Source organism: Paramagnetospirillum magneticum AMB-1 (genome assembly GCF_000009985.1).
Taxonomy (GTDB): domain Bacteria; phylum Pseudomonadota; class Alphaproteobacteria; order Rhodospirillales; family Magnetospirillaceae; genus Phaeospirillum; species Phaeospirillum magneticum.
Map to the genome: position 1 here is coordinate 669,477 of NC_007626.1, position 25,075 is coordinate 694,551.

At 65.2% G+C, this 25,075-nt stretch carries 22 protein-coding genes; 12 read left to right on the forward strand and 10 right to left on the reverse strand.

Annotated features, from left to right (window positions below):
- The first annotated feature begins 334 nt into the window (after positions 1 to 334).
- The gene (locus tag AMB_RS03210) at positions 335 to 1,516 is read left to right on the forward strand and encodes a DNA polymerase IV (protein WP_011383066.1); all 1,182 of its coding nucleotides are present in this window, start codon (positions 335 to 337) and stop codon (positions 1,514 to 1,516) included.
- A 102-nt stretch (positions 1,517 to 1,618) separates the two neighbouring features.
- On the opposite strand, the gene AMB_RS03215 is transcribed toward AMB_RS03210, so the two are convergent.
- Entirely contained in the window at positions 1,619 to 2,662 is a 1,044-nt protein-coding gene (locus tag AMB_RS03215) for an alpha/beta hydrolase (RefSeq protein WP_231849061.1), read from the reverse strand.
- Between the two features lie 22 nt (positions 2,663 to 2,684).
- A complete protein-coding gene (locus AMB_RS03220) occupies positions 2,685 to 5,165 on the reverse strand; it encodes a sensor histidine kinase (RefSeq protein ID WP_231848958.1) in 2,481 nt (826 codons plus the stop codon).
- A gap of 116 nt (positions 5,166 to 5,281) precedes the next feature.
- Between AMB_RS03220 and AMB_RS03225 the strand changes: the two genes are divergently transcribed.
- On the forward strand, positions 5,282 to 5,860 hold the full coding sequence (locus AMB_RS03225; protein WP_043745934.1) for a YqaA family protein: 579 nt from the start codon (positions 5,282 to 5,284) through the stop codon (positions 5,858 to 5,860).
- A 287-nt stretch (positions 5,861 to 6,147) separates the two neighbouring features.
- Here the strand turns inward: AMB_RS03225 and AMB_RS03230 are convergent, their stop codons facing one another.
- Together AMB_RS03230 and fliI are read right to left on the reverse strand one after the other, a co-directional pair.
- Positions 6,148 to 6,582: a flagellar export protein FliJ gene (locus AMB_RS03230; protein WP_011383070.1), complete on the reverse strand. Its 435-nt coding sequence runs from the start codon at positions 6,580 to 6,582 to the stop codon at positions 6,148 to 6,150.
- Between the two features lie 7 nt (positions 6,583 to 6,589).
- Positions 6,590 to 7,942, reverse strand: a complete 1,353-nt coding sequence (gene fliI / locus AMB_RS03235) for a flagellar protein export ATPase FliI (protein WP_011383071.1) — start codon at positions 7,940 to 7,942, stop codon at positions 6,590 to 6,592.
- Between the two features lie 91 nt (positions 7,943 to 8,033).
- Between fliI and ctrA the strand changes: the two genes are divergently transcribed.
- The gene (gene ctrA / locus AMB_RS03240; protein WP_011383072.1) at positions 8,034 to 8,750 is read left to right on the forward strand and encodes a response regulator transcription factor CtrA; all 717 of its coding nucleotides are present in this window, start codon (positions 8,034 to 8,036) and stop codon (positions 8,748 to 8,750) included.
- Between the two features lie 193 nt (positions 8,751 to 8,943).
- Here ctrA and ubiB read toward each other — a convergent pair whose 3' ends face one another.
- Together ubiB and ubiE are read right to left on the reverse strand one after the other, a co-directional pair.
- Positions 8,944 to 10,485: a 2-polyprenylphenol 6-hydroxylase gene (ubiB, locus tag AMB_RS03245; protein ID WP_011383073.1), complete on the reverse strand. Its 1,542-nt coding sequence runs from the start codon at positions 10,483 to 10,485 to the stop codon at positions 8,944 to 8,946.
- Positions 10,486 to 10,639: 154 nt separating this feature from the next.
- Entirely contained in the window at positions 10,640 to 11,398 is a 759-nt protein-coding gene (gene ubiE / locus AMB_RS03250) for a bifunctional demethylmenaquinone methyltransferase/2-methoxy-6-polyprenyl-1,4-benzoquinol methylase UbiE (protein ID WP_043743300.1), read from the reverse strand.
- Positions 11,399 to 11,464: 66 nt separating this feature from the next.
- On the opposite strand from ubiE, the gene mutM reads away from it, so the two are divergent.
- From mutM to gyrB, 8 genes are all read left to right on the forward strand, one after another.
- A complete protein-coding gene (gene mutM / locus AMB_RS03255; protein ID WP_043743302.1) occupies positions 11,465 to 12,304 on the forward strand; it encodes a bifunctional DNA-formamidopyrimidine glycosylase/DNA-(apurinic or apyrimidinic site) lyase in 840 nt (279 codons plus the stop codon).
- A 15-nt stretch (positions 12,305 to 12,319) separates the two neighbouring features.
- Complete coding sequence (locus AMB_RS03260) at positions 12,320 to 12,679, forward strand: hypothetical protein (protein WP_011383076.1); 360 nt, start codon at positions 12,320 to 12,322, stop codon at positions 12,677 to 12,679.
- A gap of 24 nt (positions 12,680 to 12,703) precedes the next feature.
- Entirely contained in the window at positions 12,704 to 13,480 is a 777-nt protein-coding gene (locus tag AMB_RS03265; RefSeq protein ID WP_011383077.1) for an enoyl-CoA hydratase, read from the forward strand.
- A 115-nt stretch (positions 13,481 to 13,595) separates the two neighbouring features.
- A complete protein-coding gene (gene rpsT, locus AMB_RS03270; protein WP_011383078.1) occupies positions 13,596 to 13,868 on the forward strand; it encodes a 30S ribosomal protein S20 in 273 nt (90 codons plus the stop codon).
- A 503-nt stretch (positions 13,869 to 14,371) separates the two neighbouring features.
- Positions 14,372 to 15,772, forward strand: a complete 1,401-nt coding sequence (dnaA, locus tag AMB_RS03275; protein ID WP_043743305.1) for a chromosomal replication initiator protein DnaA — start codon at positions 14,372 to 14,374, stop codon at positions 15,770 to 15,772.
- A 104-nt stretch (positions 15,773 to 15,876) separates the two neighbouring features.
- Positions 15,877 to 16,995: a DNA polymerase III subunit beta gene (dnaN, locus tag AMB_RS03280; RefSeq protein ID WP_043743306.1), complete on the forward strand. Its 1,119-nt coding sequence runs from the start codon at positions 15,877 to 15,879 to the stop codon at positions 16,993 to 16,995.
- On the forward strand, positions 16,992 to 18,176 hold the full coding sequence (recF, locus tag AMB_RS03285) for a DNA replication/repair protein RecF (RefSeq protein ID WP_011383081.1): 1,185 nt from the start codon (positions 16,992 to 16,994) through the stop codon (positions 18,174 to 18,176). Before dnaN ends, recF begins: the two co-directional genes overlap by 4 nt.
- Complete coding sequence (gene gyrB, locus AMB_RS03290) at positions 18,173 to 20,623, forward strand: DNA topoisomerase (ATP-hydrolyzing) subunit B (protein WP_011383082.1); 2,451 nt, start codon at positions 18,173 to 18,175, stop codon at positions 20,621 to 20,623. The genes recF and gyrB overlap by 4 nt, the downstream gene beginning before the upstream one ends.
- Positions 20,624 to 20,861: 238 nt before the next feature.
- Here gyrB and AMB_RS03295 read toward each other — a convergent pair whose 3' ends face one another.
- The gene (locus tag AMB_RS03295) at positions 20,862 to 21,323 is read right to left on the reverse strand and encodes a nucleoside 2-deoxyribosyltransferase (RefSeq protein WP_043743308.1); all 462 of its coding nucleotides are present in this window, start codon (positions 21,321 to 21,323) and stop codon (positions 20,862 to 20,864) included.
- Complete coding sequence (locus tag AMB_RS24830; RefSeq protein WP_148207276.1) at positions 21,320 to 21,649, reverse strand: hypothetical protein; 330 nt, start codon at positions 21,647 to 21,649, stop codon at positions 21,320 to 21,322. Before AMB_RS24830 ends, AMB_RS03295 begins: the two co-directional genes overlap by 4 nt.
- An 82-nt stretch (positions 21,650 to 21,731) precedes the next feature.
- Here AMB_RS24830 and AMB_RS03305 point away from each other — a divergent pair.
- Positions 21,732 to 22,879 (forward strand): IS3 family transposase gene (locus AMB_RS03305; protein WP_407636032.1). Its coding sequence is split into 2 segments (ribosomal slippage): positions 21,732 to 21,993 and positions 21,993 to 22,879, totalling 1,149 coding nucleotides; the frame shifts between segments, so codons are not numbered across the junction.
- A gap of 375 nt (positions 22,880 to 23,254) precedes the next feature.
- On the opposite strand, the gene AMB_RS03310 is transcribed toward AMB_RS03305, so the two are convergent.
- Together AMB_RS03310 and AMB_RS03315 are read right to left on the reverse strand one after the other, a co-directional pair.
- The gene (locus tag AMB_RS03310) at positions 23,255 to 24,580 is read right to left on the reverse strand and encodes a hypothetical protein (protein ID WP_011383085.1); all 1,326 of its coding nucleotides are present in this window, start codon (positions 24,578 to 24,580) and stop codon (positions 23,255 to 23,257) included.
- A gap of 15 nt (positions 24,581 to 24,595) precedes the next feature.
- Positions 24,596 to 24,880: a hypothetical protein gene (locus AMB_RS03315; RefSeq protein WP_011383086.1), complete on the reverse strand. Its 285-nt coding sequence runs from the start codon at positions 24,878 to 24,880 to the stop codon at positions 24,596 to 24,598.
- Positions 24,881 to 25,075 lie beyond the last annotated feature (195 nt).

Consider the following 25,075-nt stretch of genomic DNA (forward strand, 5'->3'; position numbering starts at 1 on the left):
TTCCCTACCCCTCATGGGTGGTCAGCCCAATTCGCATATAACAAGTCAGCAAGCCTGTCCTAATATGTTGCAACGCAGCAAACGAAGAGGAGCTGACCATGTATGAACTGACCCTGGCCGTAATGGCCCTGATGAAGCTGGTTCCCAAGCTTTTGGAAAAGGAGAAGCCCGGCCAGGCCTCTCTGATCTAAAACACACACCTTCGGCCCACCCTCTTGGACGGCCTGTTCCTGCCAAGGGGGTGCCGACTGGCCCTCCCCCTACCACACATTGCCGGGAAACCGCTGGAGACAATTTGGTGGGCTGAAACACCCTATCACGGTATAGTCGCCGAATGGGAACATATGGTGATCATATGGCGGCGGTGTGCCGGGATTGCGGCGCCCTTGGCGTCGGGGAGGCCCCCTTGTGCCCGGCCTGCGGCTCCTCCCGCCGGGTGCGTCATCCCGAGCTGGCCGATCTGACCATCGCCCATATCGATTGCGATGCCTTTTACGCTTCGGTGGAGAAGCGGGACAATCCGGCCCTGGCCGACAAGCCGGTGATCGTCGGCCATCCCGGCGGGCGCGGCGTGGTAACCACCGCCTGCTACGTGGCCCGCAAGTTCGGCCCCCGCTCGGCCATGCCCATGTTCAAGGCGCTGGAACTGTGTCCCCACGCCGTGGTCATTCCCCCCAATATCGCCAAATACAAGCAGGTCAGCGCCCAGATCCGCGCCCTGTTCGAGAAGGCCACCCCCCTGGTCGAGCCCCTGTCCCTGGACGAGGCCTATCTCGATCTGTCGCCGGGGGTGCGGCTGGTGGACCGGCCGGCGGCGGTGCTGCTGGCCCGGCTGGCCCGCGCCATTCGGCTGCAGGTGGGAATCACGGTCTCGGTGGGCCTCAGCTACAACAAGTTCCTGGCCAAGATGGCCTCGGACCTGAACAAGCCGGAGGGCTTCTCGGTGATCGGCCGCGAGGAGGCGGAGGCGTTTCTGGCGCCCCGTCCGGTGACCGCCCTGTTCGGCATCGGGGCGGCGACGGCGGCGCGCATGGCCGATCAGGGCATTACCACCATCGCCCAGCTTCAAGCTTTGCCGGAAACCGAGTTCGTGGCGCGTTGGGGCAAGTTCGGCCGGCGCCTAGCGGGGATGGTGCACGGTATCGACCATCGGCCGGTCAATCCCGACCGCCCGGCCAAGAGTGTTTCCACCGAAACCACCTTCGCCCGCGACATTCGTGACGCCAAGGCCCTGACCGAGGCGCTGCCGCCCCTGGCCGAGGGTGTCGCCCGCAGGCTGGAGCGGGTAAATCTGGCGGGGCGCACCGTGGTACTGAAGCTCAAGACCGCCGATTTCAAGGTGATCACCCGCCACCTCAGGCTACCCGACCCCACCGGCAGGGCCGAGACTATCGTCCGCGCCGGGCTTGCGCTGCTGGAGCGCCAGATGGACGGCCGGGCCTTCCGCCTGCTGGGCATCGGGGTGACCGATCTCTGCCCGGCCGAGGAGGCCGACCCGCCGGATCTGTTCGGTTAGAAGAAGGGCTGCCGCCCAAACCCCATTCATGAAACAAAATGGGGTCCGGGGGCATTGGCCCCGGATGGGTTTGGGCGATAGCCCAATCGATCGCGGGAGGCCTTACCGTTGCGGCGCCGGAGACTCCAGGAATTCGGTCACCGCCTGATAGAGCTGCTTGCGGTTCTTCTCGATCAGGGCCGCATGGGTGGCTTCGCCAACCATGACGTAGCGCTTGAAGGGCGAGCCGGTCAGCCGGTTGAACAGCTTCATGCCCATGGCGGGCGGAGCCTCGGCGTCCCACTCGCCCTGAATTACCAGGGCCGGGACCGAAAGGCGTTCGGGGTTCCAGCGCGGCTTGGCCGAAGCCCAGAAGCGCATGGTGTCCAGCACGACCCCGTTTGGCGCCCGGACCGTGTTGGGAACGACCGGCTCGGCATCGCTGGCGATGGTGGCCTTCAGCCAGTCGGCGAACACCGCCTTGGACAGCACGCCTTCGCGCTTGGCCTCGGGCACCGCCTTCAGCCAGATGTCGCGGGCTTCGCGGGGGTCCACCTGCCGCCACGCGGGAACGCGGGCCAGTTCCGCATCGGTGGGCGGCGTCACGTCGCGCAGCCATTGCGGCGCATAGAGCACCAGGCGCTCGACCTTGTCCTGGGACGAATTGGCATAGGCGCCGGCCAGGGTGGCGCCCCACGACCAGCCCACCAGAACGATCCGCTGGGAATTGCGCCGCGACAAGATGAAGTCCACGGCGCGGGAGACGTCGTCCACGGCCTCGGCCGTGTCCACCACGGGGGGATTGGCTTCCGGCGGCTGGCTCATCTCGGGCGGGTGCCCGGACTTGCCATAGCCGCGGATGTCCAGGCTATAGACGTCGTAGCCCTTGGCGGCCATCCAATCCATCCAGCTCTGGCCGTCCACGGCCATGTCGAAGGAGGAATGGGCGGGGTAGGTGGCACCGTGAAGGAACAGCACGGTCTTTTCCGGCCGCACGTCGTAGAGCGCTGCCGGATGTTTGTTGCGGATGTAGAGGTTCTGATCGGGCCATTTGCTGGCGATCTTGAATTCCTCGGTCACCGTCTCGGCCCCGGCGGGCAGCGCGGCGGCCATCAACACCAAGGCCGCAATGGCCACCCCCCATCCCCGTCCCAGAATCGCCATCATCACCCATCCACTCCGCTCAAGTTCATGTCGCCCCCGACCCCACCGGCAGGCGTACCGTCACCACCGTACCCTCGCCGGGCGCCGATGCCAATTCCACCCTTCCGCCATGGAGGTCGACGAAGCGCTGCACCAGGGCCAGGCCGATGCCGGAATCGTCGTCGGCCCGGCCGGCGGGCAAGGCTTCGCGCCGCCCGCCGGTGGCAAAGCCGCCGAACAGCCGCTCGCGCTGCTCATCCGAAAGGCCGGTGCCGGTGTCGCTGATGGTCAGCGCCAGTTCCGACGGCCGCCGCTCGGCCCGCACGCTGACCTTTCCCCCCGACGGGGTGCGCTTCAAGGCGTTGCCCAGCAGGTTGAACAGCACCTGGCGCAGCCGGCGCTCGTCGGCGACGATCCAGCCGATGTCCAGGGGACAGTCGAAGTCAAGGGTGACCTTCTTTTCCCGCACCCTCTCGCGCACCAGCCCCAGCACGCCGGACAGCATGGGGTGGACGTCGACGGTGTCCAGTTCCAGGGCCATCTGCCCAGCCTCGATGGCGGCGAGATCGAGGATGTCGGAAATCAGCGCCTGCAGCCCCTGCCCCGCCTCGGTGATGCCGCGGGCGTATTCGTGCTGGCGCTTGTTGAGCTTGCCAAAATACTCGGCGGCCAGCATTTCGGAAAAGCCGATCACCGTGGTTAGCGGCTTTCTGACCTCGGCCGAGACATTGGCGATGAATTCGCTCTTCAGCAGGTCGGCGGCGGCCAGGGCCTCGTTGCGCTCGCGCAGGGCGCGCTCCACCCGGGCGGAATCGGTGACGTCCAGCCAGGTCAGCAGCATGGCGCCGTCGGGCAGCGGCACCGAGGCGAAGTCGACGATGGAATCGTCCAGGCGCTCGACCCGGCCGCTTTGGGGGGCGCGGGTGTTGAACAGGGCCATCAGGCGCTCGCGCATTTCGGGCCACACCGAGGCGCGTTCGGCGCCGCCTTCGAAATAGGGCCGGTGGGCCTCGACCAGTTCGTTGAGATGCGGCTCGGACTCCAGCATGGACGGGGCCAGATTCCAGATCCGGGCATAGGCCGGATTGAACAGGCGCAGCCGGCCGTCACCCTTGAACACCGCCACGCCCTCGTGCAGATGGTCCAGGGTCTCGCGCTGGACCGCCAGGGCGGTATTGAACGAACGCTCCAGAGCCAGGGTGTCGGTGACGTCCTCGTAGGTGAAGATCAGGCCGCCATAGGGATGGGCGGCGATCATGCGCCGGAGCGTGCGGCCGTCGGGCAGGTGGAGCAGGGTCTCGGCGGCGTCGATCAGCGAGATGAAGCGCTTCAGCTCGTCTTCCTTGTAGGCGCGGTAATCGGCGACCTCGGGCAGCAGCCGCCGCTCGCGCAGGGAATCCAGCACGGCGCCGTAGGTGGGCTGGGCCGCCAGCCACTCGGCCTCCAGGCGCCACAGCCGGGTGAAGGCGGTGTTGAAGAAGGTGAGGCGGGTGTCGGTGGAAAAGATGGCGATGGCGGTAGCCAGATGCTCCAGCACCTGGGCGTGGGCGCTGGCATGACGGGCCAGCTCCTGCTGCAGCTCCTCGACGCGGGTGAGGTCGAGGGCATAGCCGGCGGTCAGCAGGCCGCCATCCTCGGCCTCGAAGGGGGCCTCGGTGATCTCGGTGAAGCGGCGTTGGCCGCCCAGCACCAGATGGAAGGATTCTGACCGGGGCTCGCCGGCCGCCCGGGCGCGGGCCGCCAGGGCGCGGGCTTCGCGCACCGAGCCGTCCGAGGCCAGCTCGATCTGTCCCGCCACCGCCGCCAGGGGCGAGGCCACGTCCACCGCCCGGGCATAGGCCCGGTTGACATGCAGCAGGGACAGGTCGTCGTCGCGGACCCAGGCGGGAATGGGCAATACGCCCAGCAATCCCTCGATCCGTTCGCGCTCGACCACCAGCCCGGCCAGGCGCGAGGCCAGCTCCGCCTCGAAGGCTGCCCCTTCCGTGACGTCGTGCATCCACACCAGATCGGCCAGGGCTGCGCCCTCGGGGCCGCAGGCGCGAACCCCCACCGCCCGGACGCGGCGCCCGCCGTCCCGCAGGCGCAATTCCAGCTCGAATCCCTGGCCCTCCTCGCGCAGGCGCCGCGCCGCGCTGTCCAACTGGGCGGCATCGGCGGCGGCGAAGGATTCCAGCACATCCATGAAGGCGGATTCCGTGCCGCCGAACAGACCCAGCAGCACGGCCAGACGCCGCGAGCAGATCTCGCGCTCGCCCAGCCAGGCGTAAAAGCCGTCGGGCGCGGCCAGCAGGCTCTCGGTCAGGCGATCGGCCAGGATGACGGCGCGACCGGCATCGGCGGCCAGACTCACCATGCGCCAGCGCAGCAGCGCCAGCACGGCCAGGGCCGGGACCAGGACCAGCAGGGCACCGATGCCCAGGGACAGGGGGTCGAAGCGCAGCGACGCCAGGGCCGGCGCCTCTTCGGCCGCCGCTCCGCCCGCCGCCAGCATCAACGCCAATCCCGCCGCGAAAGCCGCGCGCATTCCATCATCTCCCCATAGGGGTCCCAAAGTGCCGATGCGCGGCGCAAAAGACAAGGGGTGGTTGCCCCTTTGCCCCGCTGCTGCTACACCTCGCCCGTTCCTGGGGAGTGAGAATGATGCTGAAGGGCCTTTACGACTGGATGATGGCCAAGGCGGCCCACCGTCACGCCATCTGGTGGCTGGCCGCCATCTCGTTCATCGAAAGCTCGTTCTTCCCCATTCCGCCCGACGTCATGCTGATTCCCATGGTGATCGCCGCGCCCACCCGCTGGCTGCGCATCGCCATGGTCTGCACCGCGTCCTCGGTGGCGGGCGGCTATCTCGGCTATGCCATCGGCCACTTCGCCATGGATTCCATCGGCATGGCCATCCTGGGCGCCTTCCATCTGCAGGAAAAGTTCCTGGCCCTGAAGCCGATCATCGATGAATGGGGCGTGTGGTTCATCATCGTCAAGGGCGCCACCCCCATTCCCTACAAGCTGGTGACCATCACCGCCGGCGCCTTCGACTTCGACCTGATGAAGTTCACCTTCGCCTCGGTGGTGGCGCGTGGCATGCGCTTCGTGCTGGTGGCGGCGCTGCTGTGGAAGTTCGGTCCGCCCGTGCGCGAGTTCGTCGAGCGGCGCCTGAAGCTGGTCACCACGGTGTTCGTCATCGTGCTGGTGGGCGGCTTCTTCATGGTGAAGCTGCTGTAGGGCAGGGCTTATCTAAAGGTTGATAAACTTCGGACTCGGCAGGCAAAGCCCTTGCTGATCTCCCTTGCTTGAATTATTCTACTTCTCACTCTGGCGCTCCTCCCCGCTCCCCCCACTCCGCTGGGATGGGCGACCAGGGCCCACCGCTCAATCTCAGGGAGACGGGTGGGAAGCAAAGGGCTCAGCTCGCGCCACCCTCCCCCCATAAGGGGCGCGAAGCGGCCACGGGCGGCGAGGGACGGGGCCGGGCAACCAGCCTTCCATCCCTCGCCGGCCCATAAATCCCGTCAGCCCTCTTCCTTGTCCTTGCGGCGATGAATGTTCAGTCCGATTTCGTCCAGGAAGGCCTGTTCCTTCTTGTCGCGTTCGGCCTGGGCGCGGCGCTCACGTTCCTTTTGGGTGATTTCGTAGGTCTTCAGCTCGTTGAAGGCCTCGGCCAGTTCGTCGCGGGCCTTGACGATTTCGCGGCGCACCTGCTCCAGCATCTGCATCAGCTGCTCGCGCCGGGCCAGCCAGGCATTGGCGAAGGTGGCATAGGCAAAGCCCACGCCCACGGCATCATCGGACGCCACCCGTTGCTCCTGAATCAGGGTCTGCTCGGCGTGGTGGATGGCGGCCAGGATCTCGTCCTCGCGGCCCTGCAGCGCCACCAGGACCCGCTGCTTCTCGTCCACGTTCCACTTGGACAGGCGGATGAGGGTCTTGAGGCCCTTGTTGGCCATTCAGGACCTACTTCCGCCCCATGCCGTCGCCGTCGAACGGCATGCCCAGCACCTCGGCCAGCTGGGCGTAGCAGGTCTGCAGGGTGGTGGCTTCGGTCTTCAGCTGGCCCAGAAAGGCTTCGATGGCCGGATAGTAGTGGATGGCTTCGTCCACCTTGGGATCGGTGCCGCGGCGATAGGCGCCCAGGCGGATCAGCTCGGCCATGTCCTCGTAGGTGGACAGCAGCGAGCGGGCGCGGCGCACCAGATCGTTTTCCTGCTGATTGTTGCAGCCGGGCATGGTTCGGCTGACCGAGCGCAGGATGTTGATGGCGGGATAGCGGCCGCGTTCGGCGATGGAACGGTCCAGCACGATGTGTCCGTCCAGGATGCCGCGCACCGCGTCGGCGATGGGCTCGTTATGGTCGTCGGCGTCCACCAGCACGGTGAACAGGCCGGTGATGGAGCCCTTGCCCACGCCGGGACCGGCCCGCTCCAGCAGGCGAGGTAATTCGGCGAAGACGGTGGGCGTATAGCCCTTCGACGCCGGCGGTTCGCCCGCCGACAGCGAAATCTCGCGCTGGGCCATGGCGAAGCGGGTCACCGAATCCATCATGCACAGCACGTCGAGACCCTGGTCGCGGAAGAATTCGGCCACGGTCAGGGTCATATAGGCCGCCTGGCGGCGCATCAGCGGGCTTTCGTCCGAGGTGGAGACCACCACTACCGAGCGCTTCATGCCCTCGGGGCCCAAATCGTCCTCGATGAATTCGCGGGCTTCGCGGCCGCGTTCGCCGATCAGGCCCAGCACCGAGATGTCGGCCGAGGTGTTGCGCGCCATCATGGACATCAGCGACGACTTACCCACGCCCGACCCGGCGAAGATGCCCATGCGCTGGCCGCGGCAGCAGGTGAGGAAGGCGTTGACCGAACGCAGGCCCAGATCGATCTTGCCCGACACCCGCGAGCGGGAATGGGCCGAAGGCGGCTGGGCCTTGACCGGATAGGCGGTGTCGCCGCCGGGCAGGGGGCCGAGCCCGTCCACCGGCTCGCCGAAGCCGTTGATCACCCGGCCCAGCCAGCCGCGATCGGGAAAGACCACCGGCTCGGCATCCTGCACCTCGGTGCGGCAGCCCAGGCCGATGCCCTCGATGGGGGAATAGGGCATCAGCAGGGCGCGGCCCTGCCGAAATCCCACCACTTCGCAGATCACCCGGCGGCCGTCGCGGGCCACCACGTTGCAGCGATCACCCACGGAAATGGTGCGCTGGACGCCGCCGGCCTCCAGCAACATGCCCTGAACGGCAGCAATCTGGCCGTAAACCTGGATGTTGGAGACCCGTTCGATGTCGCTGATCAGGTTGCGGACCAGGAATTTCAATTGCACCGCCCCTTCCAGCCGCCTTGAACTCGTCAGAATACACCCGTATGGTTAACACATCGTAGAGACGGATGGGACCGGGGACCTTACGATGCGAGTCTTGGTGGTCGAAGACGACCAGTTGATGTCCAGAGCGATCGAATCCATGCTCAAAGCCGAGGGCATGGTGGTGGATACCACTGCTTTGGGCGAAGACGGCCTGGAGATCGGCAAGCTCTACGATTACGACATCATCCTGCTGGACCTGATGCTGCCCGACATGGACGGCTATGAAGTGCTGCGCCGCCTGCGATCGGCGCGCATCGACACGCCGGTGCTCATTCTGTCGGGCCTGTCCGAACCGGACAAGAAGATCAAGGGCCTGGGCTCGGGGGCCGACGATTACCTGACCAAGCCGTTCGACAAGGGCGAACTGGTGGCCCGCATCCAGGCCATCGTGCGGCGCTCCAAGGGGCATGCCCAGTCGGTGATCGACACCGGCAAGCTGTCGGTGAACCTGGACGCCCGCACCGTCGCGGTGACTGGCGACCCGCTGCACCTCACCGCCAAGGAATACGGCATCCTGGAACTGCTCAGCTTGCGCAAGGGCCAGACCCTGACCAAGGAACAGTTCCTAAACCACCTCTATGGCGGCATCGACGAGCCCGAGCTGAAGATCATCGACGTCTTCATCTGCAAGCTCAGGAAGAAGCTGGCCACCGCCACCGGCGGCGAATCCTACATCGAGACGGTGTGGGGACGCGGCTATGTGCTGCGCGACCCCGACATGCCCGCCGTCAATTCCAACAAGGCCGGCGCGGCGGAGTGATTCATTGGGCACTCGCCCAACCCCATCTGCTCGCTTCGCTCGTCCCTTCAGGACCGCACCTTCGGTGCGTCGTTTGCCCCTGCGGGGCTGCACGGGGCCAATGCCCCGGCCCCATTTCTATTTATAAATCAAAGGGAGGTTTGGAGGCATCGCCTCCAACCGGGGTTACGGGGCGGGAGCCCCGCATCGCCCCCTATTTCAGATACAGCGCCACCGCCAGACCGGCGGCGATGACCCAGGCCAGCAGGGGCGAGGGGCGGCGCAGGCGGCCCTGGTCGGGGAACATGGCCTTGACCGTGTCGGGGTGCAGCTTGAGCCCCTGATTGACCAGCATGGAATAGGTCTTCTCGGTCTCGGCCAGCAGGCGGGGCAGGCGCTCCAGCGAGCCGACCACGCTGCTGAAGGTTTCGCGCACCCGGGCCTCGGGGCCGAGATTCTCGCGCATCCAGCCTTCGATCAGCGGCTGGGCCAGATGCCACATATTGATGTTGGGGTCGAGGATGCGCCCGACGCCCTCGGCCACCAGCATGCTCTTTTGCAGCAGCAGCAATTGCGGCTGGGTTTCCATGGCGAAGGTCTCGGTGACCTGGAACAGCTGGCCCAGCAGCTTGGCGATGGAGATTTCGTGCAGCGGACGGCCCAGGATGGGCTCGGCGATGGAGCGACAGGCCTGGGTGAAGGTGTCCAGGGACTGGTCGGCGGGCACATAGCCGGCGGCGAAGTGTACTTCGGCCACCTTGCGGTAATCGCCCGACAGGAAACCCAGCAGCATCTCGCCCAGGAAGCGCCGCGTGCTTTTGTCGACACGGCCCATGATGCCGAAATCCATGGCGATCAGCTGACCGCCCTTGCCGATGAACAGGTTGCCCGGATGCATGTCGGCGTGGAAGAAGCCGTCGCGGAACACCTGGTTGAACATGGCTTCGGCGGCCTTGGCCAGCACGTCGACGGGGTCGATGCCCGCCGCCCGCATGCGGTCCACCTCGTCCACCGGAATGCCCGAGACCCGTTCCAGGGTCAAAAGGCGCTTACCGGTGCGCAGCCAGTCGACTTCGGGCACCTTGAAATTGTCATCGCCGCGGAAGTTCTCGGCCAGTTCCGAGGCGGCGGCGGCCTCGAAGCGGAGATCCATCTCCAGGGTGACGGATTCCTCGAAGGTCTTGACCGTTTCCACCGGCTTGAGGCGGCGCAGCCGGGGAACGGCCAGCTCCGCCCACTCGGCCAGCCAGTACAGCAGGTCGATGTCGCGGTGGAACTTGGCCTCGACCCCGGGGCGCAGCACCTTGACCGCCACTTCGCGGCCTTCGCGGGTGGTGGCGAAGTGCACTTGGGCGATAGAGGCGGCGGCCACGGGGATGTCGTCGAAGGCGGAATAGAAATTGGACAGCGGCCCGCCCAGTTCCTCCTCGATGATGCGCCGGGCATCCTCGGGCGGGAAGGGGGGCAGCTTGTCTTGCAGCCCCGACAGATCGGCGGCCATTTCCTCGCCCAGCAGGTCGGCGCGGGTGGACAGGGCCTGGCCCAGCTTGATGAAGGACGGTCCCAGCTCGGCCAGGGCGGCGGCGAGGCGCTCGCCCGGCCGCCCCGAACTGGCCGGACGGCGGCCGCCGCGCAGCAGCTTCGAGCCGAAGCGCGCGATGGGCAGATAGTCTTCCAGCAGGAACAAGGCGTCGTGGCGAGCCAGGACGCGGCCGATGGTCAGCAGGCGGTTGAGGTTGCGAAACGACCTGATCATGGCGACAGGCCTTCGACCTGTCTTGCATTGTCATCCCGAGCGATAGCGAGGGATCTCCGCTTGGACTGCCGGGTCCGATTCGGAACCGCCGGATCAGGACGAGATCCCTCCTCCCGATGGTCGTCGGGATGACGGTTCGCCTCACCGGGCGCCATCATATCCGCCACCCCGAATGGATGGCGGCGATGCCCGCCGACAGGTTGCGGACCTCGACGCGGGAGAAGCCGGCGGCCTCGACCATGGCTGCCATTTCCTCCTGGGGCGGGAACTTGCGGATGCTTTCCACCAGATACTGATAGGCCTCGGCATTGCCGGTGACCATGCCGCCCACCTTGGGCAGCACGTTGAAGGAATAGGCGTCATAGGCCTCGCGCAGGCCCGGCACGATGACGCGGGAGAATTCCAGGCACATGAAGCGCCCGCCGGGACGCAGCACCCGATAGGCCTCGGCGATGGCCTTGTCCCAATGGGTGACGTTGCGCAGGCAGAAGGCGATGGTGTAGCGGTCGACCGACCGGTCGGGTATGGGCAAGTCCTCGGCATTGCCGCACACCCAGGTCAGGCCGCCCACCAGATTGCGGTCCACGGCGCGGTCGCGGCCGACGGACAGCATCTCGCGGTTGATGTCGCAGACGGTGACGGGGCCGCCACCGCGCTTTCGCCAGCCGAAGGCGATGTCGCCGGTGCCGCCGCCCACGTCCAGCAGGGTCTGGTCGGGCCGGGGCCGCAGCATGTCGAGGAACGCCGACTTCCACAGGCGGTGCACGCCGGCGCTCATCAGATCGTTCATCAGGTCGTATTTGGACGCCACCGAATCGAAGACGCCGCGGACGAGGGAAACCTTCTCGTCCTCGGCCACGGTCTTGAAGCCGAAATGGGTGGTGCCGTCGTTATGAGAGTGGCTGTCGGTCATGGGGCGGCACCTTATCGCGGAAATTCGTCGCTGTCACGGGGCGGAGCCTGCCTTATACTCCCCGCCATGCCTGAATTGCCCGAAGTCGAAACCGTCGCCCGTGGTCTGGCCCAAGTGTGGGACGGGCGGCGCTTTGTCTCGGTCGAGACGCGGCGTGCCGGACTGCGCGTGCCGTTCCCCAAGGATTTCGCCCGGCGCCTGACCGGCCGGACGGTGGAGGCGGTGGGGCGCCGGGCCAAGTATCTGGTGGTGCGCCTCGACGGAGGCCTGGTCATGCTGGGTCATCTCGGCATGTCGGGGCGCATGACCATCGGCGCCCTGCGCAACGAGCCGCCCGGTCCCCACGACCATGTGGAGTGGGTGACGGACCAGGGGATCAGCGTGACGCTCACCGATCCCCGCCGTTTCGGGCTGTTCGCCCTGTGCGAGGCGTCGGACCTGGGCGGTCATCCGCTGCTGGCCGGGATCGGGCCAGAGCCTCTGGACGAAGCCTTCGACGCCGGCGTCCTGGCCAAGGCCCTGGCCGGCAAGACCGGCCCCATCAAGACGGTGCTGCTGGACCAGAAGGTGGTGGCGGGGCTGGGCAACATCTATGTGTGCGAAAGCCTGTTCCGGGCGGAGATCTCGCCGCTGCGCCCCGCCGGCTCCCTGAGCCGGGCCGAGGTGGGGCGTCTGGTGCCGCTGATCAAGGCGGTGCTGAGCGAAGCTGTGGCGGCGGGCGGCTCCACCCTTCGCGACCACGCCCGGCCCGACGGCGAGCTGGGCTATTTCCAGCATTCCTTTCAGGTCTATGGGCGCGAGGGCGAGACCTGCCCCGGCTGCCCCGGGGCGCCGGCCTGCGGCGGCATCTTGCGCATGACCCAGGCGGGTCGCTCCACTTTCTATTGTGCGAAGCGGCAAAGGTGATGGTATAGGCATTCCATGGCTCGTTTTCGGCATCTGCTTACCGCTTTCGCGCTTTTCCTCCTGCTGGGCTCCGGATCGGCGCGGGCCGAGGCATTTCTGTCCGCCTACGAGGATCTGCCGCTGCCGCCCGGGCTGACCGAGGTGGCGGGATCGGGCATGTCCTTCGATTCGCCCTCGGGACGCATCGTCGAGGCCTATGCCCATGGGACCGCCCGCGCCGCCGATATTCTCAAATTCTATGCCGCCACCTTGCCCCAGCTCGGCTGGACGCGGGAAAGCGACCGGCTCTATCGCCGCGAGGCCGAGGCGCTGCGGCTGGAAACCACCCAGGATCGCGCCGGGGTGACGCTGCGCTTCACCATTTCCCCCGAATGACACTCTAGACGAAGAGGAAAACCCATGGCTTTCGAGAACATCACCGTCGAGACCCGCGGCAATGTCGGCGTGATTGCCCTGAACCGGCCCAAGGCCATGAACGCGCTCTGCGCCGCCCTGATTTCCGAGCTGGGCCAGGCGCTGGACGCCTTCGAGGCCGACGATTCCATCGGCGCCGTGGTGCTGACCGGTTCGGAAAAGGCCTTCGCGGCCGGTGCCGACATCAAGGAAATGGCGTCCAAGAGCTACATGGACGTCTATCTCGCCAACTTCATCACCGACGGCTGGGAGCGTGTCACCAAGTGCCGCAAGCCCATCGTGGCGGCGGTGGCCGGCTTTGCCCTGGGCGGCGGCTGCGAGATGGCCATGATGTGCGACTTCATCATCGCCGGCGACAATGCCAAGTTCGGCCAGCCCGAGATCACCATCGGCACCATCCCCGGCGCGGGCGGCACCCAGCGCCTGACCCGCGCCGTGGGCAAGTCCAAGGCCATGGAGATGTGCCTTACCGGCCGCATGATGGACGCCGCCGAGGCCGAGCGCGCCGGCCTGGTCAGCCGCATCGTGCCGGTGGCCGAGCTGCTGGACGAGGCCGTCAAGGCCGCCGGCAAGATCGCCTCGCTGTCGCGGCCCATCGTCATGCTGTGCAAGGAATCGGTCAACGCCGCCTTCGAGACCACCCTGGCCCAGGGCGTCACCTTCGAGCGCCGCCTGTTCCATTCCACCTTCTCCACCGAGGATCAGAAGGAAGGCATGGCCGCCTTCGTCGAAAAGCGCCCCGCCGCTTTCAAGAACCGTTGAGTTTGTCGCGGAGTCCGGCGAATCCGCCGGACTCCGATTCAACGCTTGACGACCTTCCGGCGCGGACATATAAACGCGCCTTCGAATTTGCAACCGTGTTCCAAGGTTCTGATCCATGGCCCATCATAAGTCGGCTAAGAAGCGCATCCGCCAGACCGAGCGTCGCACCGAGGTCAATCGCGCCCGCGTGAGCCGCATCCGCACCTACGTCAAGAAGGTCGAGCTTGCCATCGCCGGTGGCGATTCCGCCGCCGCTCAGGCCGCTCTCCAGGAAGCTCAGCCCGAGCTGATGAAGGGTGCCCAGGCTGGTATCCTGCACAAGAACACCGCGTCGCGGAAGGTTTCGCGCCTCGTCGCCCGCGTCAAGGAGATGAAGTCGCTGGCCTAGTGCCAACGGCTTAATATCCTTAAGAATTTCAAGGGCCGCGCTGCTTGCGCGGCCCTTGTCGTTTTGGCGATTTGGGGCGGAATCACGAGTCCTGAATTGCAAGCAAAAAATTTTCCATGTTCGCGTTCCGATCTCGTTGCGAGTCGACGGGAGGCTCGGTAGAGTCGCGAACCTCGCTGGCCGCAATAAAGTGGCGCCGCGAAATCAATAGAATTTTGCCTTTTTTATTTGTTTTCTGCTTCGCATGACTATGTGAAGCGGTTCACATCGTGTTGATGACTTTTTGTAATATGGTTTGATGGTCATATTTACAGAGGGGGTCGCAAAAGAGTATGACTCTGCGCGGCCGGTATCAGGGCGGTCGGACGCATGCGGACGGGACCTTCGGGACCCGAGGGAGGGGAGCCCAGCGCATGGCGCCAACGAAGGTGAAAAGAGGGACGGTGTCGTGAGCAAGGTTTCACGGCGCTGTGGGGCGTTTGGTTAAGGATTCGGGGACGGCGATGGCAAAGTCTGAGTGGGATCGTGTGAAGGTCAGGCTGAAGGACGAGGTCGGCGACGCAGCCTATCGCTCCTGGCTGCGCCCCATCACCCTGCATGACATGAGTGAGGATGCCGTCAAGCTTGCCCTTCCCACCCGTTTCATGCGCGATTGGGTCAACACCCATTATGCCGAGCGGATCCGGACCCTGTGGGGAGCCGAGAACCCGGCCATCCGCAACGTTGAGATCGTGGTCGAAGCCGCCCGCGCCGTCTCCGTTGCCCAGAATGCCGCCAAGGCCTCCGTCGCCAAGGTCGTCCCGTCTCCCGCCGCCGCGCCGGTCCGCGCCGCCGCCGCGCCCTGTGCCCCCGCCGCCGCGCCCAACGCCGACAACGACGAACTGGGCGCGCCGCTGGACAATCGGTTCACCTTCAAGAATTTCGTGGTGGGCAAGCCCAACGAATTCGCCTGGGCCGCCGCCCGGCGCGTCGCCGAGGCCGATCAGGTCTCGTTCAATCCGCTGTTCCTGTACGGTGGTGTCGGCCTGGGCAAGACCCACCTGATGCACGCCATCGCCCACCACATCCGCGAGCGCAACCCCGAGCGCAGCGTGCTGTACCTCTCGGCCGAGAAGTTCATGTACCGCTTCATCCGGGCGCTGCGCGGCCAGGACACCATGTCGTTCAAGGAACAGTTCCGCTCCGTCGACGTGCTGATGATCGACGACGTGCAGTTCATCGCCGGCAAGGACGCCACCCAGGAAGAGTTCTTCCATACCTTCAACGCCCTGGTGGACCAGGGGCGCCAGATCGTCATCTCGGCCGACAAGTCGCCCAGCGACCTGGAAGGCATCGAGGAGCGCCTGCGCTCGCGCATGGCCTGCGGCCTGGTGGCCGACATCCACGCCACCACCTACGAGCTGCGCCTGGGAATCCTGCACTCCAAGGCCGAGCAGATGGGGGTCCTGGTGCCCCAGAAGGTCATGGAATTCCTGGCCCACAAGATCATCTCCAATGTCCGCGAGCTGGAGGGTGCCCTGAACCGGGTCGTCGCCCATTCCCAGCTGGTGGGGCGCGCCATCACGCTCGAGACCACCCAGGAGGTGCTGCACGACCTGCTGCGCGCCTCGGATCGCCGGATCACCATCGAGGAGATCCAGAAGAAGGTGGCCGAGCACTTCACCATCAAGCTGGCGGAAATGTCCTCGGCCCGGCGTTCGCGCCAGGTGGCCCGGCCCCGCCAGATCGCCATGTATCTGGCCAAGCAGCTCACCTCGCGCTCGCTGCCCGAGATCGGCCGCAAGTTCGGCGGACGCGACCACACCACCGTCATGCACGCGGTGAAAAAGGTCGAGGAGCTGAAGGAGTGCGACCAGAACTTCGCCGAGGATGTGGAACTGCTGCGCCGCATGCTGCAGGGCTGACTCTTCCTCCCGAAATCGCTTTTGGACTCCGGCGCCTGTGATATACTGCCCAGCCCTGCCTCAGGGGGGCAGTAACGAATCATATGGGTAGTCAGAAAAGCGCCATGAAACTGACCATCGAGCGCGCCGCGCTGTTGAAGTCGCTGGCCCACGTCCAGAGCGTCGTCGAGCGCCGCACCACCATTCCGATCCTGTCCAACGTCAAGCTCGAGGGCCGTGGAGGCCTTCTGTCGCTGAACGCCACCGACATGGATCTCGACATCATCGAGGCGGTGCCCGCCGATGTGGTGCGCCCCGGCGCGACCACGGCCCCGGCCCACACCTTCTACGAGATCGTGCGCAAGCTGCCCGACGGCAGCCAGGTGGAGATCGAGCACGACGCCGAAAGCGGTCAGCTGACCCTGCGCTCGGGCCGGTCCAAGTTCTCGCTGGCCTGCCTGCCGGTGGAGGACTTCCCCGTCCTGTCCGGGGGCGAGCTGCCGTTCACCTTCTCGCTCAGCGCCGCCGAGCTGAAGACCCTGATCGACCGCACCCGCTTCGCCATCTCGACGGAAGAGACGCGCTACTATCTCAACGGCATCTACCTGCATGCCGCCGCCAGCGACGGCGTCGACGTGCTGCGGGCCGTGGCCACCGACGGTCATCGTCTGGCCCGGGTGGAGATCACCCTGCCCAGCGGCGCCGCTGGCATGCCGGGCATCATCGTGCCGCGCAAGACCGTGGCCGAGATCCGCAAGCTGATCGACGAGACCGACGGCGAGATCACCGTCTCCCTCTCCGAAACCAAGCTGAAATTCGCCTTCGGCGACGCCGTGCTGACCTCCAAGCTGATCGACGGCACCTTCCCCGATTACGAACGGGTGATCCCCGCCGACAACGACAAGGTGCTGGTGGTCGACTGCAAGAGCTTCGCCCAGGCCGTGGACCGCGTCTCGGCCATCTCCACCGAGAAGAGCCGCGCCATCAAGCTGGCCCTGGAAAAGGGCAGCGCCACGCTGTCGGCCTCCAGTGCCGAGAACGGCAGCGCCGTGGAGGAGATCGAGGCCGATTACACCTCCACCCCGCTGGAGATCGGCTTCAACTCGCGCTACCTGATGGACATCCTGGCCCAGGTGGAGGGCGACACCGCCCGCTTCGCCATGGCCGACGCCGCCTCGCCCACCGTGGTGCGCGAGATGACCGATGGCGGCGCCATCTACGTGCTGATGCCCATGAGGGTGTGATCGGCGATCGGGTGGCCCAGGCGGAACCGGTGGCGCGGCCGGCGGTGCGCCGCCTGACGCTGGCGGATTTCCGCTGTTACCGGACGCTGCGTCTCGAGACGGATTCCCGGCCGGTGGTGCTGACCGGCGCCAACGGGGCCGGCAAGACCAATATTCTCGAGGCCTTGTCCTTCCTGGTTCCCGGTCGCGGCTTGCGCCGGGCCGGGGCGGCGGACATCACCCGCCACGGCCTTGCCGCCGGATCGCCCTGGGCGGTGGCGGCCACCCTGGACGGGCCGGCGGGGCGGGTGGAGATCGGAACGGGCCGCGAGGCCGGGCACGAACGGCGCTCGGTCCGCATCGACGGCAAGCCGGCCAAGCCCGGTGATCTGGCCGGACTGGTTTCGGCGCTGTGGCTGACCCCGGCCATGGATCGCCTGTTCATCGAGGGGGCGAGCGGACGGCGGCGCTTTCTCGACCGTCTGGTGTTCGGGCTGGTGCCCGGTCACGGTGCCGAAGCGGGGGCCTACGAGCACGCCATGCGCGAGCGCACCCGTCTGTTGCGGGCGGCCCGCGACGGCGGTCCCAGGGTCGATCCCGCCTGGATGGCGGCGCTGGAAGAGGGCATGGCCCGCCACGGCACCAGGGTGGCCCTGGCCCGGGTGGAGAGCATCCGCCGCCTGGACGAGGCTTGCCGCGCCGGGCTGGGGCCATTTCCCGCCGCCGGTCTGGCGGTGGAGGGCGAGATTGAGGGCTGGCTGGCCGGGGGATTGTCCCCCGACGAGGCCGAGGAGAGGTTCAGGGGCGCGCTGCGAGTCGCGCGCGCGCGCGACGAGGCGGCCGGGGCCGCCACCATGGGGCCGCATCGCTCGGACCTGATGGTGCGCCACGTGCCCAAGGATTTGCCGGCGGGGCAATGTTCCACCGGCGAGCAGAAGGCGGTCCTGGTGTCCATCGTCCTGGCCCAGGGCCGGGTCCAGGACCAGAGTGGCGGCCGGGCGCCGCTGCTGCTGCTGGACGAGGTGGCGGCCCATCTGGACGAGGTCCGGAGGGCGGCTTTGTTCGATGAGCTTTGCGCCCTCAAGGCCCAGAGCTGGATGACCGGAACCGACGCGATGCTGTTCGCCGGTTTCGGCGAGAGGGCCCAGTTTTTTCGGGTGACGGACGCCACCGTCGCTCCTGAAGAGGTAATGACGTTATGAGCACCGAACCCATGATCCCCAACGATCCCCACGCCAGCGCGAACGGAGCCGAGGAATACGGCGCCGGCTCGATCCAGGTGCTGCGAGGTCTGGAGGCGGTGCGCAAGCGTCCCGGCATGTATATCGGCGACACCGACGACGGGTCGGGCCTGCATCGCATGATCTACGAGGCGGTGGACAACGCCGTCGACGAGATCATGAACGGCTTCGGCGACCGCTGCGACGTGGTGCTGAACGCCGACGGCTCGGTGCTGGTCACCGATAACGGCCGCGGCATCCCCGTGGACATCCACCCCGAGGAAGGCATCTCGGCGGCCGAAGTGGCCCTGACCAAGCTGCATGCCGGCGGCAAGTTCGAGCAGAACTCCAACCGCATCTCGTCGGGCCTGCACGGCGTCGGCATCTCGGTGGTCAACGCCCTGTCGGAATGGCTGGAACTGCGCATCTGGCGCCACGGCAAGGAGCACTTCATGCGCTTCCGCCACGGCGAGCCCGAGGCGCCGCTGGCGGTGGTCGGCGAATGCGGTGACCGCACCGGCACCCAGGTGGTGTTCCTGCCGTCCAAGGGCACCTTCTCCCACACGGATTTCGACTTCGACACGGTGGAGCACCGGCTGCGCGAACTGGCCTTCCTCAACTCGCGCGCCACCCTGCTGATCAAGGACGAGCGTCACGCCGAAACTCGCGAGGCCCTGCTGCACTATGAAGGCGGCGTCCAGGCCTTCGTCCAGTGGCTGGACCGCTCCAAGGAGGCGCTGCACGCCCCCATCCTGATCGCCGCCGAGAAGGACGTGGTACGGCTGGAACTGTCTATGGAATGGACCGACAGCTACCACGAGACCTGTCTGTGCTTCACCAACAACGTGCCGCAGAAGGATGGCGGCACCCATCTGGCCGGCTTTCGCGCCGCCTTGACCCGCACCATCAACGCCTATGCCAATGATTCCGGCATCGCCAAGAAGGAAAAGGTCAATCTGGCCGGCGACGACATGCGCGAGGGCCTGACCTGCGTGCTGTCGGTGAAGATGCCCGACCCCAAGTTCTCGTCCCAGGCCAAGGAGAAGCTGGTCTCCTCCGAAGTGCGGCCGCTGGTGGAGAACCTGGTGGGCGAAAAGCTGGCCGAGTGGTTCGAGGAACACCCGGCCGAGGCCCGCAAGGTGGTCACCAAGGTGGTCGAGGCCGCCGCCGCCCGCGAGGCGGCGCGCAAGGCCCGCGAACTGACCCGGCGCAAGGGCGTGCTCGACATCGCCACCTTGCCGGGCAAGCTGGCCGATTGCCAGGAACGCGACCCGGCCCTGTCCGAACTGTTCATCGTCGAGGGTGACTCGGCCGGCGGCTCCGCCAAGCAGGGGCGCAACCGCGCCAACCAGGCCATCCTGCCGCTGAAGGGCAAGATCCTCAATGTGGAGCGCGCCCGCTTCGACAAGATGCTGTCCTCGGCCGAGATCGGCACCCTGATCGCCGCCATGGGCACCGGCATTGGGCGCGAGGACTTCAATGTCGACAAGGCGCGCTACCACAAGATCATCATCATGACCGACGCCGACGTGGACGGTTCCCACATCCGTACCCTGCTGCTGACCTTCTTCTATCGCCAGATGCCGGCGCTGATCGAGCGCGGCTATCTCTACATCGCCCAGCCGCCGCTCTACCGCGCCAAGCGCGGGCAGTCCGAGGTCTATCTCAAGGATGACCGCGCCCTGGAGGAATACCTCATCGATGGCGGTCTGGCCGATGCGGTGCTGCGCATGGCCGACGGCACCCAGCTGGCGTCCATCGACCTGCGCGCCCTGGTGGAGCAGGCCCGTTCGGTGCGGAACCTGCTGACTCCGCTGAGCCGGCGCGTGCCGCTCAAGCTGGTCGAGCAGGCGGCCATCGCCGACGCCCTGGATTCCAGCCTGCTGACCGACGCGGTGCGTGGCCCGGCCATCGTGCAAGGATTGGCCCAGCGGCTCGACGCGCTGGAAACCCATCTGGAGCGCGGCTGGACCGGCACCTGGGTGGAAGGCGATGGCTACACCTTCTCGCGCACCCTGCGCGGCGTGACCGAGACCCATGCCCTGGATTCGGCGGTGATCCGTTCGGCCGAGGCCCGGCGCCTGCACGAACTGGCCCCGCGCCTGCGCGAGACCTTCGACCGCCCCGCCGCCCTGATGGTCCGGGAACGGGAAACCGTGCTGTCCGGCCCCGTGGCCCTGGTCACCGCCGTGATGGAACAAGGCCGCCGCGGCATCGCCATCCAGCGCTACAAGGGGCTGGGCGAGATGAACCCGGAACAGCTGTGGGAAACCACTCTGGACCCCCAGGCCCGCTCGCTGCTGCAGGTCAAGGTGGCCCAGGCCGACGACGCCGAACAAGTGTTCTCCACCCTGATGGGCGACGTGGTCGAGCCCCGCCGCGACTTCATCCAGACCAACGCCCTGAAGGTTTCCAATCTGGACGTTTAGTGTCTGTCGGGTGACGCATAACCCGCAAACGCGACCCATAACGCGCTAATTCTTGACGCGTAAAATGCAAAGGCCGCCCCGGATGGGGCGGCCTTTGGTGCTTCCTTAAGTCCGCATCGCTGGCGATGGGGCTGTCTTCAGCCCCTTCTTGCGATCCGGAATGACCGGGTTGGGCCGGGAGGGGAAAGGCGGGTTCGGACAAGGGGTCGGCAATGCGACGTTTCAAAAAAGTACAGTGTCACCAGAACCCTGTCGGGTTGACGGAACAGGCCGTAGCCCACGCCTTTAGCTCTTCCAGACCAGTGAAGGTATTGATTAGTGCGCCCTCGATCATGGGGTTGTCACCATCACATACGAGCTGGCGAAAATCATCTTTAAAGCCAAAGCAGGGCTTGTTGAGCGTCCAGGCAACCCCTAGCTCAAATGCCGCTCCCTCATCAATGGCGCGACCATTCATAACGATGAGGAGGACATCACACCTCTGAATCGCCGTTAGATCGTTCTGAAAAATCTGTTTTTTGGCTTCCTGAGCGCTCAGTCCAGACGCAATAAGGGCAGGCAATAATGCGCCATCGATTTGCGGCAGATAAACATCAAACCCGATCTCTAGTGCCGCGCTTATCTTCAGATTGTGCGACCGCTCCCCTTCGTTGAAGAGGGGAGCTGCCAAGTAGAGTAGAGGCTTACCTCGCACGCTCATTTCTTTAACTTCTGAAAGTTGTTCTTAATATCAAGGAGACATGCTCCCAGGTCAACCGGGGAGTAGGGAGCAAGGAGCAATACCCGAGCAACGCGCTTGAGGACCGCAGCAATCGAAAGGCCAAATGTGTCAATATAAGTAGCAGATGATTCGTCAAATATATCTTTTAGCTTTGCCTGCATATCGCGAATCGTGTCAGCACGGCTCTGCTTGTGGCGGCCAATTACACGCGCCTCAAGATCCTCTGGCTCCCCCATTAGAAGGATGACGTGACCAGCCTGCGGACGCCGGGTAGCTTGGCCCGGGCTAAGGGCACTGGCTATCACCGTGAGCTACTCCCCGGAAATTGGACACTGACGGAAGCTACGATCTGATGTTTGCTGATCCCCAACTACGAGGAGATCAGAGATGTCGAAGCGCAGGAACCATGACGCGGCCTTCAAGGCGCGTGTCGCCCTTGAGGCGCTGAAGGGCGAGCGGACGGTATCGGAATTGGCGTCGGCCTATGGCGTCCATCCGACCATGATCCATCAATGGAAGAAGTCCCTGCTGGACGGGGCGGCGGAGATCTTCGAACGCGGGGCCAAGAAGAAGGCCGAGGTGGACGAGGATACGGTGCGATCCCTGCACGCCAAGATCGGGGAGCTGGCCGTGGCCAACGATTTTTTGTCTCGAAAGCTCAAGCCGTGGACCGGCAAGTGAGGCGGACCATGATCGAGCCCAAACACCCGGCGCTGTCGATCGGCGCCCAGTGCCACCTGCTGTCCATTGCGCGATCATCGTTCTATTACGAGCCCTTGGGCGAGACGGAGGCAAACCTGGAGCTGATGCGGTTGATCGACCGCCAATTCCTGGAAACGCCGTTCTATGGTGTCCGTCAGATGGCTTGGCATCTCCAGAACGAGGGCCACCCGGTCAACGTCAAGCGCGTCCGGCGGCTGATGCGGCTCATGGGCCTGATGCCGATCTACCAGAAGCCCAACACCAGCAAGCCCGCCAAGGGCCACAAGACCTATCCCTACCTGCTGCGGGGCCTGCGGATCGACCGGCCCAATCAGGTCTGGTGCGCCGACATCACCTATCTGCCCATGCGCCGGGGATTCCTTTATCTGATCGCCATCATGGACTGGGCCACCCGGAAAGTGCTGGCCTGGCGCATCTCCAACACGCTCGAGGCCGACTTCTGCGTCGAGGTGCTCAACGAGGCCATCCTGCGCTTCGGCCCGCCGGAGATCATGAACACCGACCAGGGCAGCCAGTTTACATCCTTCGCCTGGATCGACCGGCTGAAGCGGGCCGGAACCCGCATCTCCATGGACGGCAAGGGCCGTTGCATCGACAACGTCTTTATCGAGCGCCTGTGGCGGTCCCTAAAATACGAATGCGTCTATCTCCATGCCTGGGAAACCGGCTCGCAAGCAAGGGCCGGGATCGGACCCTGGATCACCTTCTACAACCACAAACGGCCCCACGCCGCCCATGGCGGAAGGACCCCCGCCGTGGTCTACTGGAACACCATCAACCAAACCGATCAGCAGGCCCGGAGAGTAGCTTAAACTTCCCCGAATTCTGTCCAACCAATGGGGAGTAGCTCATCTGTCACGACGGCCGTTGCCTCCAATGGGTTAGCATCCGAGGCTTTGCGCTTTATGGGTCCCTCGACAGTCTTGTCGGGTGACCCATAATCCGCAAACGCGACCCATAACGCGCTAATTCTTGACGCGTAATGTGCAAAGGCCGCCCCGGATGGGGCGGCCTTTGGCGTTCGTTGAAACCATATCGCTGGCGATGGAGCCGTCTTCAGCCGCTCTTGCGACCCAGAATGACCGGGGGGGCCGGAAGGAGCCGGTCGGCTCTCGGTGAAGCCCCCTGGCGGCAGGTTGCCTCGATCTGCGGGGCGAGATCGGAGAGCCGCTTTCTCGGCGACCACATTAACGGTGCCAGGCGGCGCGGAACTGCTGCATGCCCTCGTCAAGCGCCTGCTCCACCTCGCGAAGGCACTGCTCAAGAGAGGCAACCTTTTCGGCGGCGTCGGCATCCAGCATTCGATCAAGCCTGGAAGGATTATCCGGTTGGTGGCGCAGTTCGCGCTCAATGTAGGACGCAACCGTCCCAGGTACCGCGCGGGTGCATCCTCCGTTGGTATTGATGACAATCAGGGGATTTTGGTCCCAAAGGTCGGATAGATCATCCACTTTGCTGACCTGCCAGCCGAAGAAATCGAAAAGGAGCCGCTGGCTCAGAGGGCGTACACTCGCGTCAGCGGCTGATTCGAGGAAAAATGAGACGAGGCAGTCATTCTTGCCCCGGAGCGTTGTATTATCAGGGTTTACTACGGCCCACCAACCATCATCCTTGATGATCGAAAACACATCGCTTTCGATCAGAACCGGTATCGGGGAGCCGGAAGCCCCGATGGGGGCGATGCCCAAGCTGATGATGCGTTGTTTGTTGAGCTTGGCCTCGAATTTCACCATATGGTCAGATTCGGACATTGTGGCGACCACGCCCGTATCAACCCAGGGGCTGCGGAACATTTCAGTCGTCGGCATGAGATCAATCCTGGCCGCCCAGAACCTTGTGCTGTCGCCTGGATCGTCGGCGTACTCTTCATCCTTGAAAGTCTTTCCGCCGTTGCCGCTGACCAGTCGCCACCTCGCCAGGGTGCTGAAATACCGCCGCATATCCCGTTGCTGGATCACGCTGTCGGCGGCGAGAGCCAGCATCTCATGCAGATCGGAAAGCGAGTCGTATACCGTCCGCTCATCCGGGGTCAGCCGGGGAATCGAGGTGTCGAGCAGCGGATCGAGCCGTGTCCCGGCGACAAGCTCAAACTCCACAAGCTCAGGATCCTCGCCAAGCTCCTTCTTCACCTCGATCGCCACTTTGACGTAGGCGTCATAGTGCGGGATCAGCCCTTTATCGTCGCCTTTTTTGCCGGGCAGGATGGCAATGCGGGGGAGACGCTTGGTGTAGTCGCCCGCATCGGAGAGTTCCGCCCTTTCCAGCACGTTGCTGCGAGTTCCCCCTTTGGGCAGGCGGTCGAAAAGGCGTCCCAGGTTGCGGGCGATCTGGGATCGTTCGGGCAGATCGAGCTTGCGCCCGTTACCAGCCCTGCTGCCCTTCAGAGGCGCAACCTTACGCTCCAGTGCCGGAAGGTCACCGTAGGACGGGGCCTGCATCGGTTCGATCGTTCCCTGCTGTGGGGCCTCTTGCGTGCGTCCGCCGAAGTGCCCGCGAATCACATTGCTGGTCATTTCTGTTTTCCTTCATCAGCCCCTGACGTGCCGGCGGGCTTTGCGGCCCCGCCTGCAGAAGACGGTCACCACGGTGTCGGTGTCGGTGACGGCGACAAGGCGGCGCAGCCGATCGGCGAACTGGCGCCCAAACTCCGTAATGACCTCGTCCAAGTCGATATCCCTGAGCCAGACCGATTCGCAGCCCCTTCCCACCGAGTGTGTGCCGCCCCCATAGGCGAGCAGGGCTGAAAGATGGTCATTGCGGATGCCCCTCTGTCGCAGGCGAGTTTCGGTGTGGGTGGAAAGATCGAACGGCATGGCACGCCCTCCTTGCTTGGAATGCAGCCATGGTCGCGCCGCTCAGTTCCTCTCACCATCCCAATCAGTGATTATATTTGGGATGAATATTGGAAAATATCGGGAATTGTATAAATGGGTGAGAGGCTCTGCGCTACCTTTATAGCGGTAAAATTTAGCATTCTCCGCGGAGAATAGCGCCATTTACCGGGAATT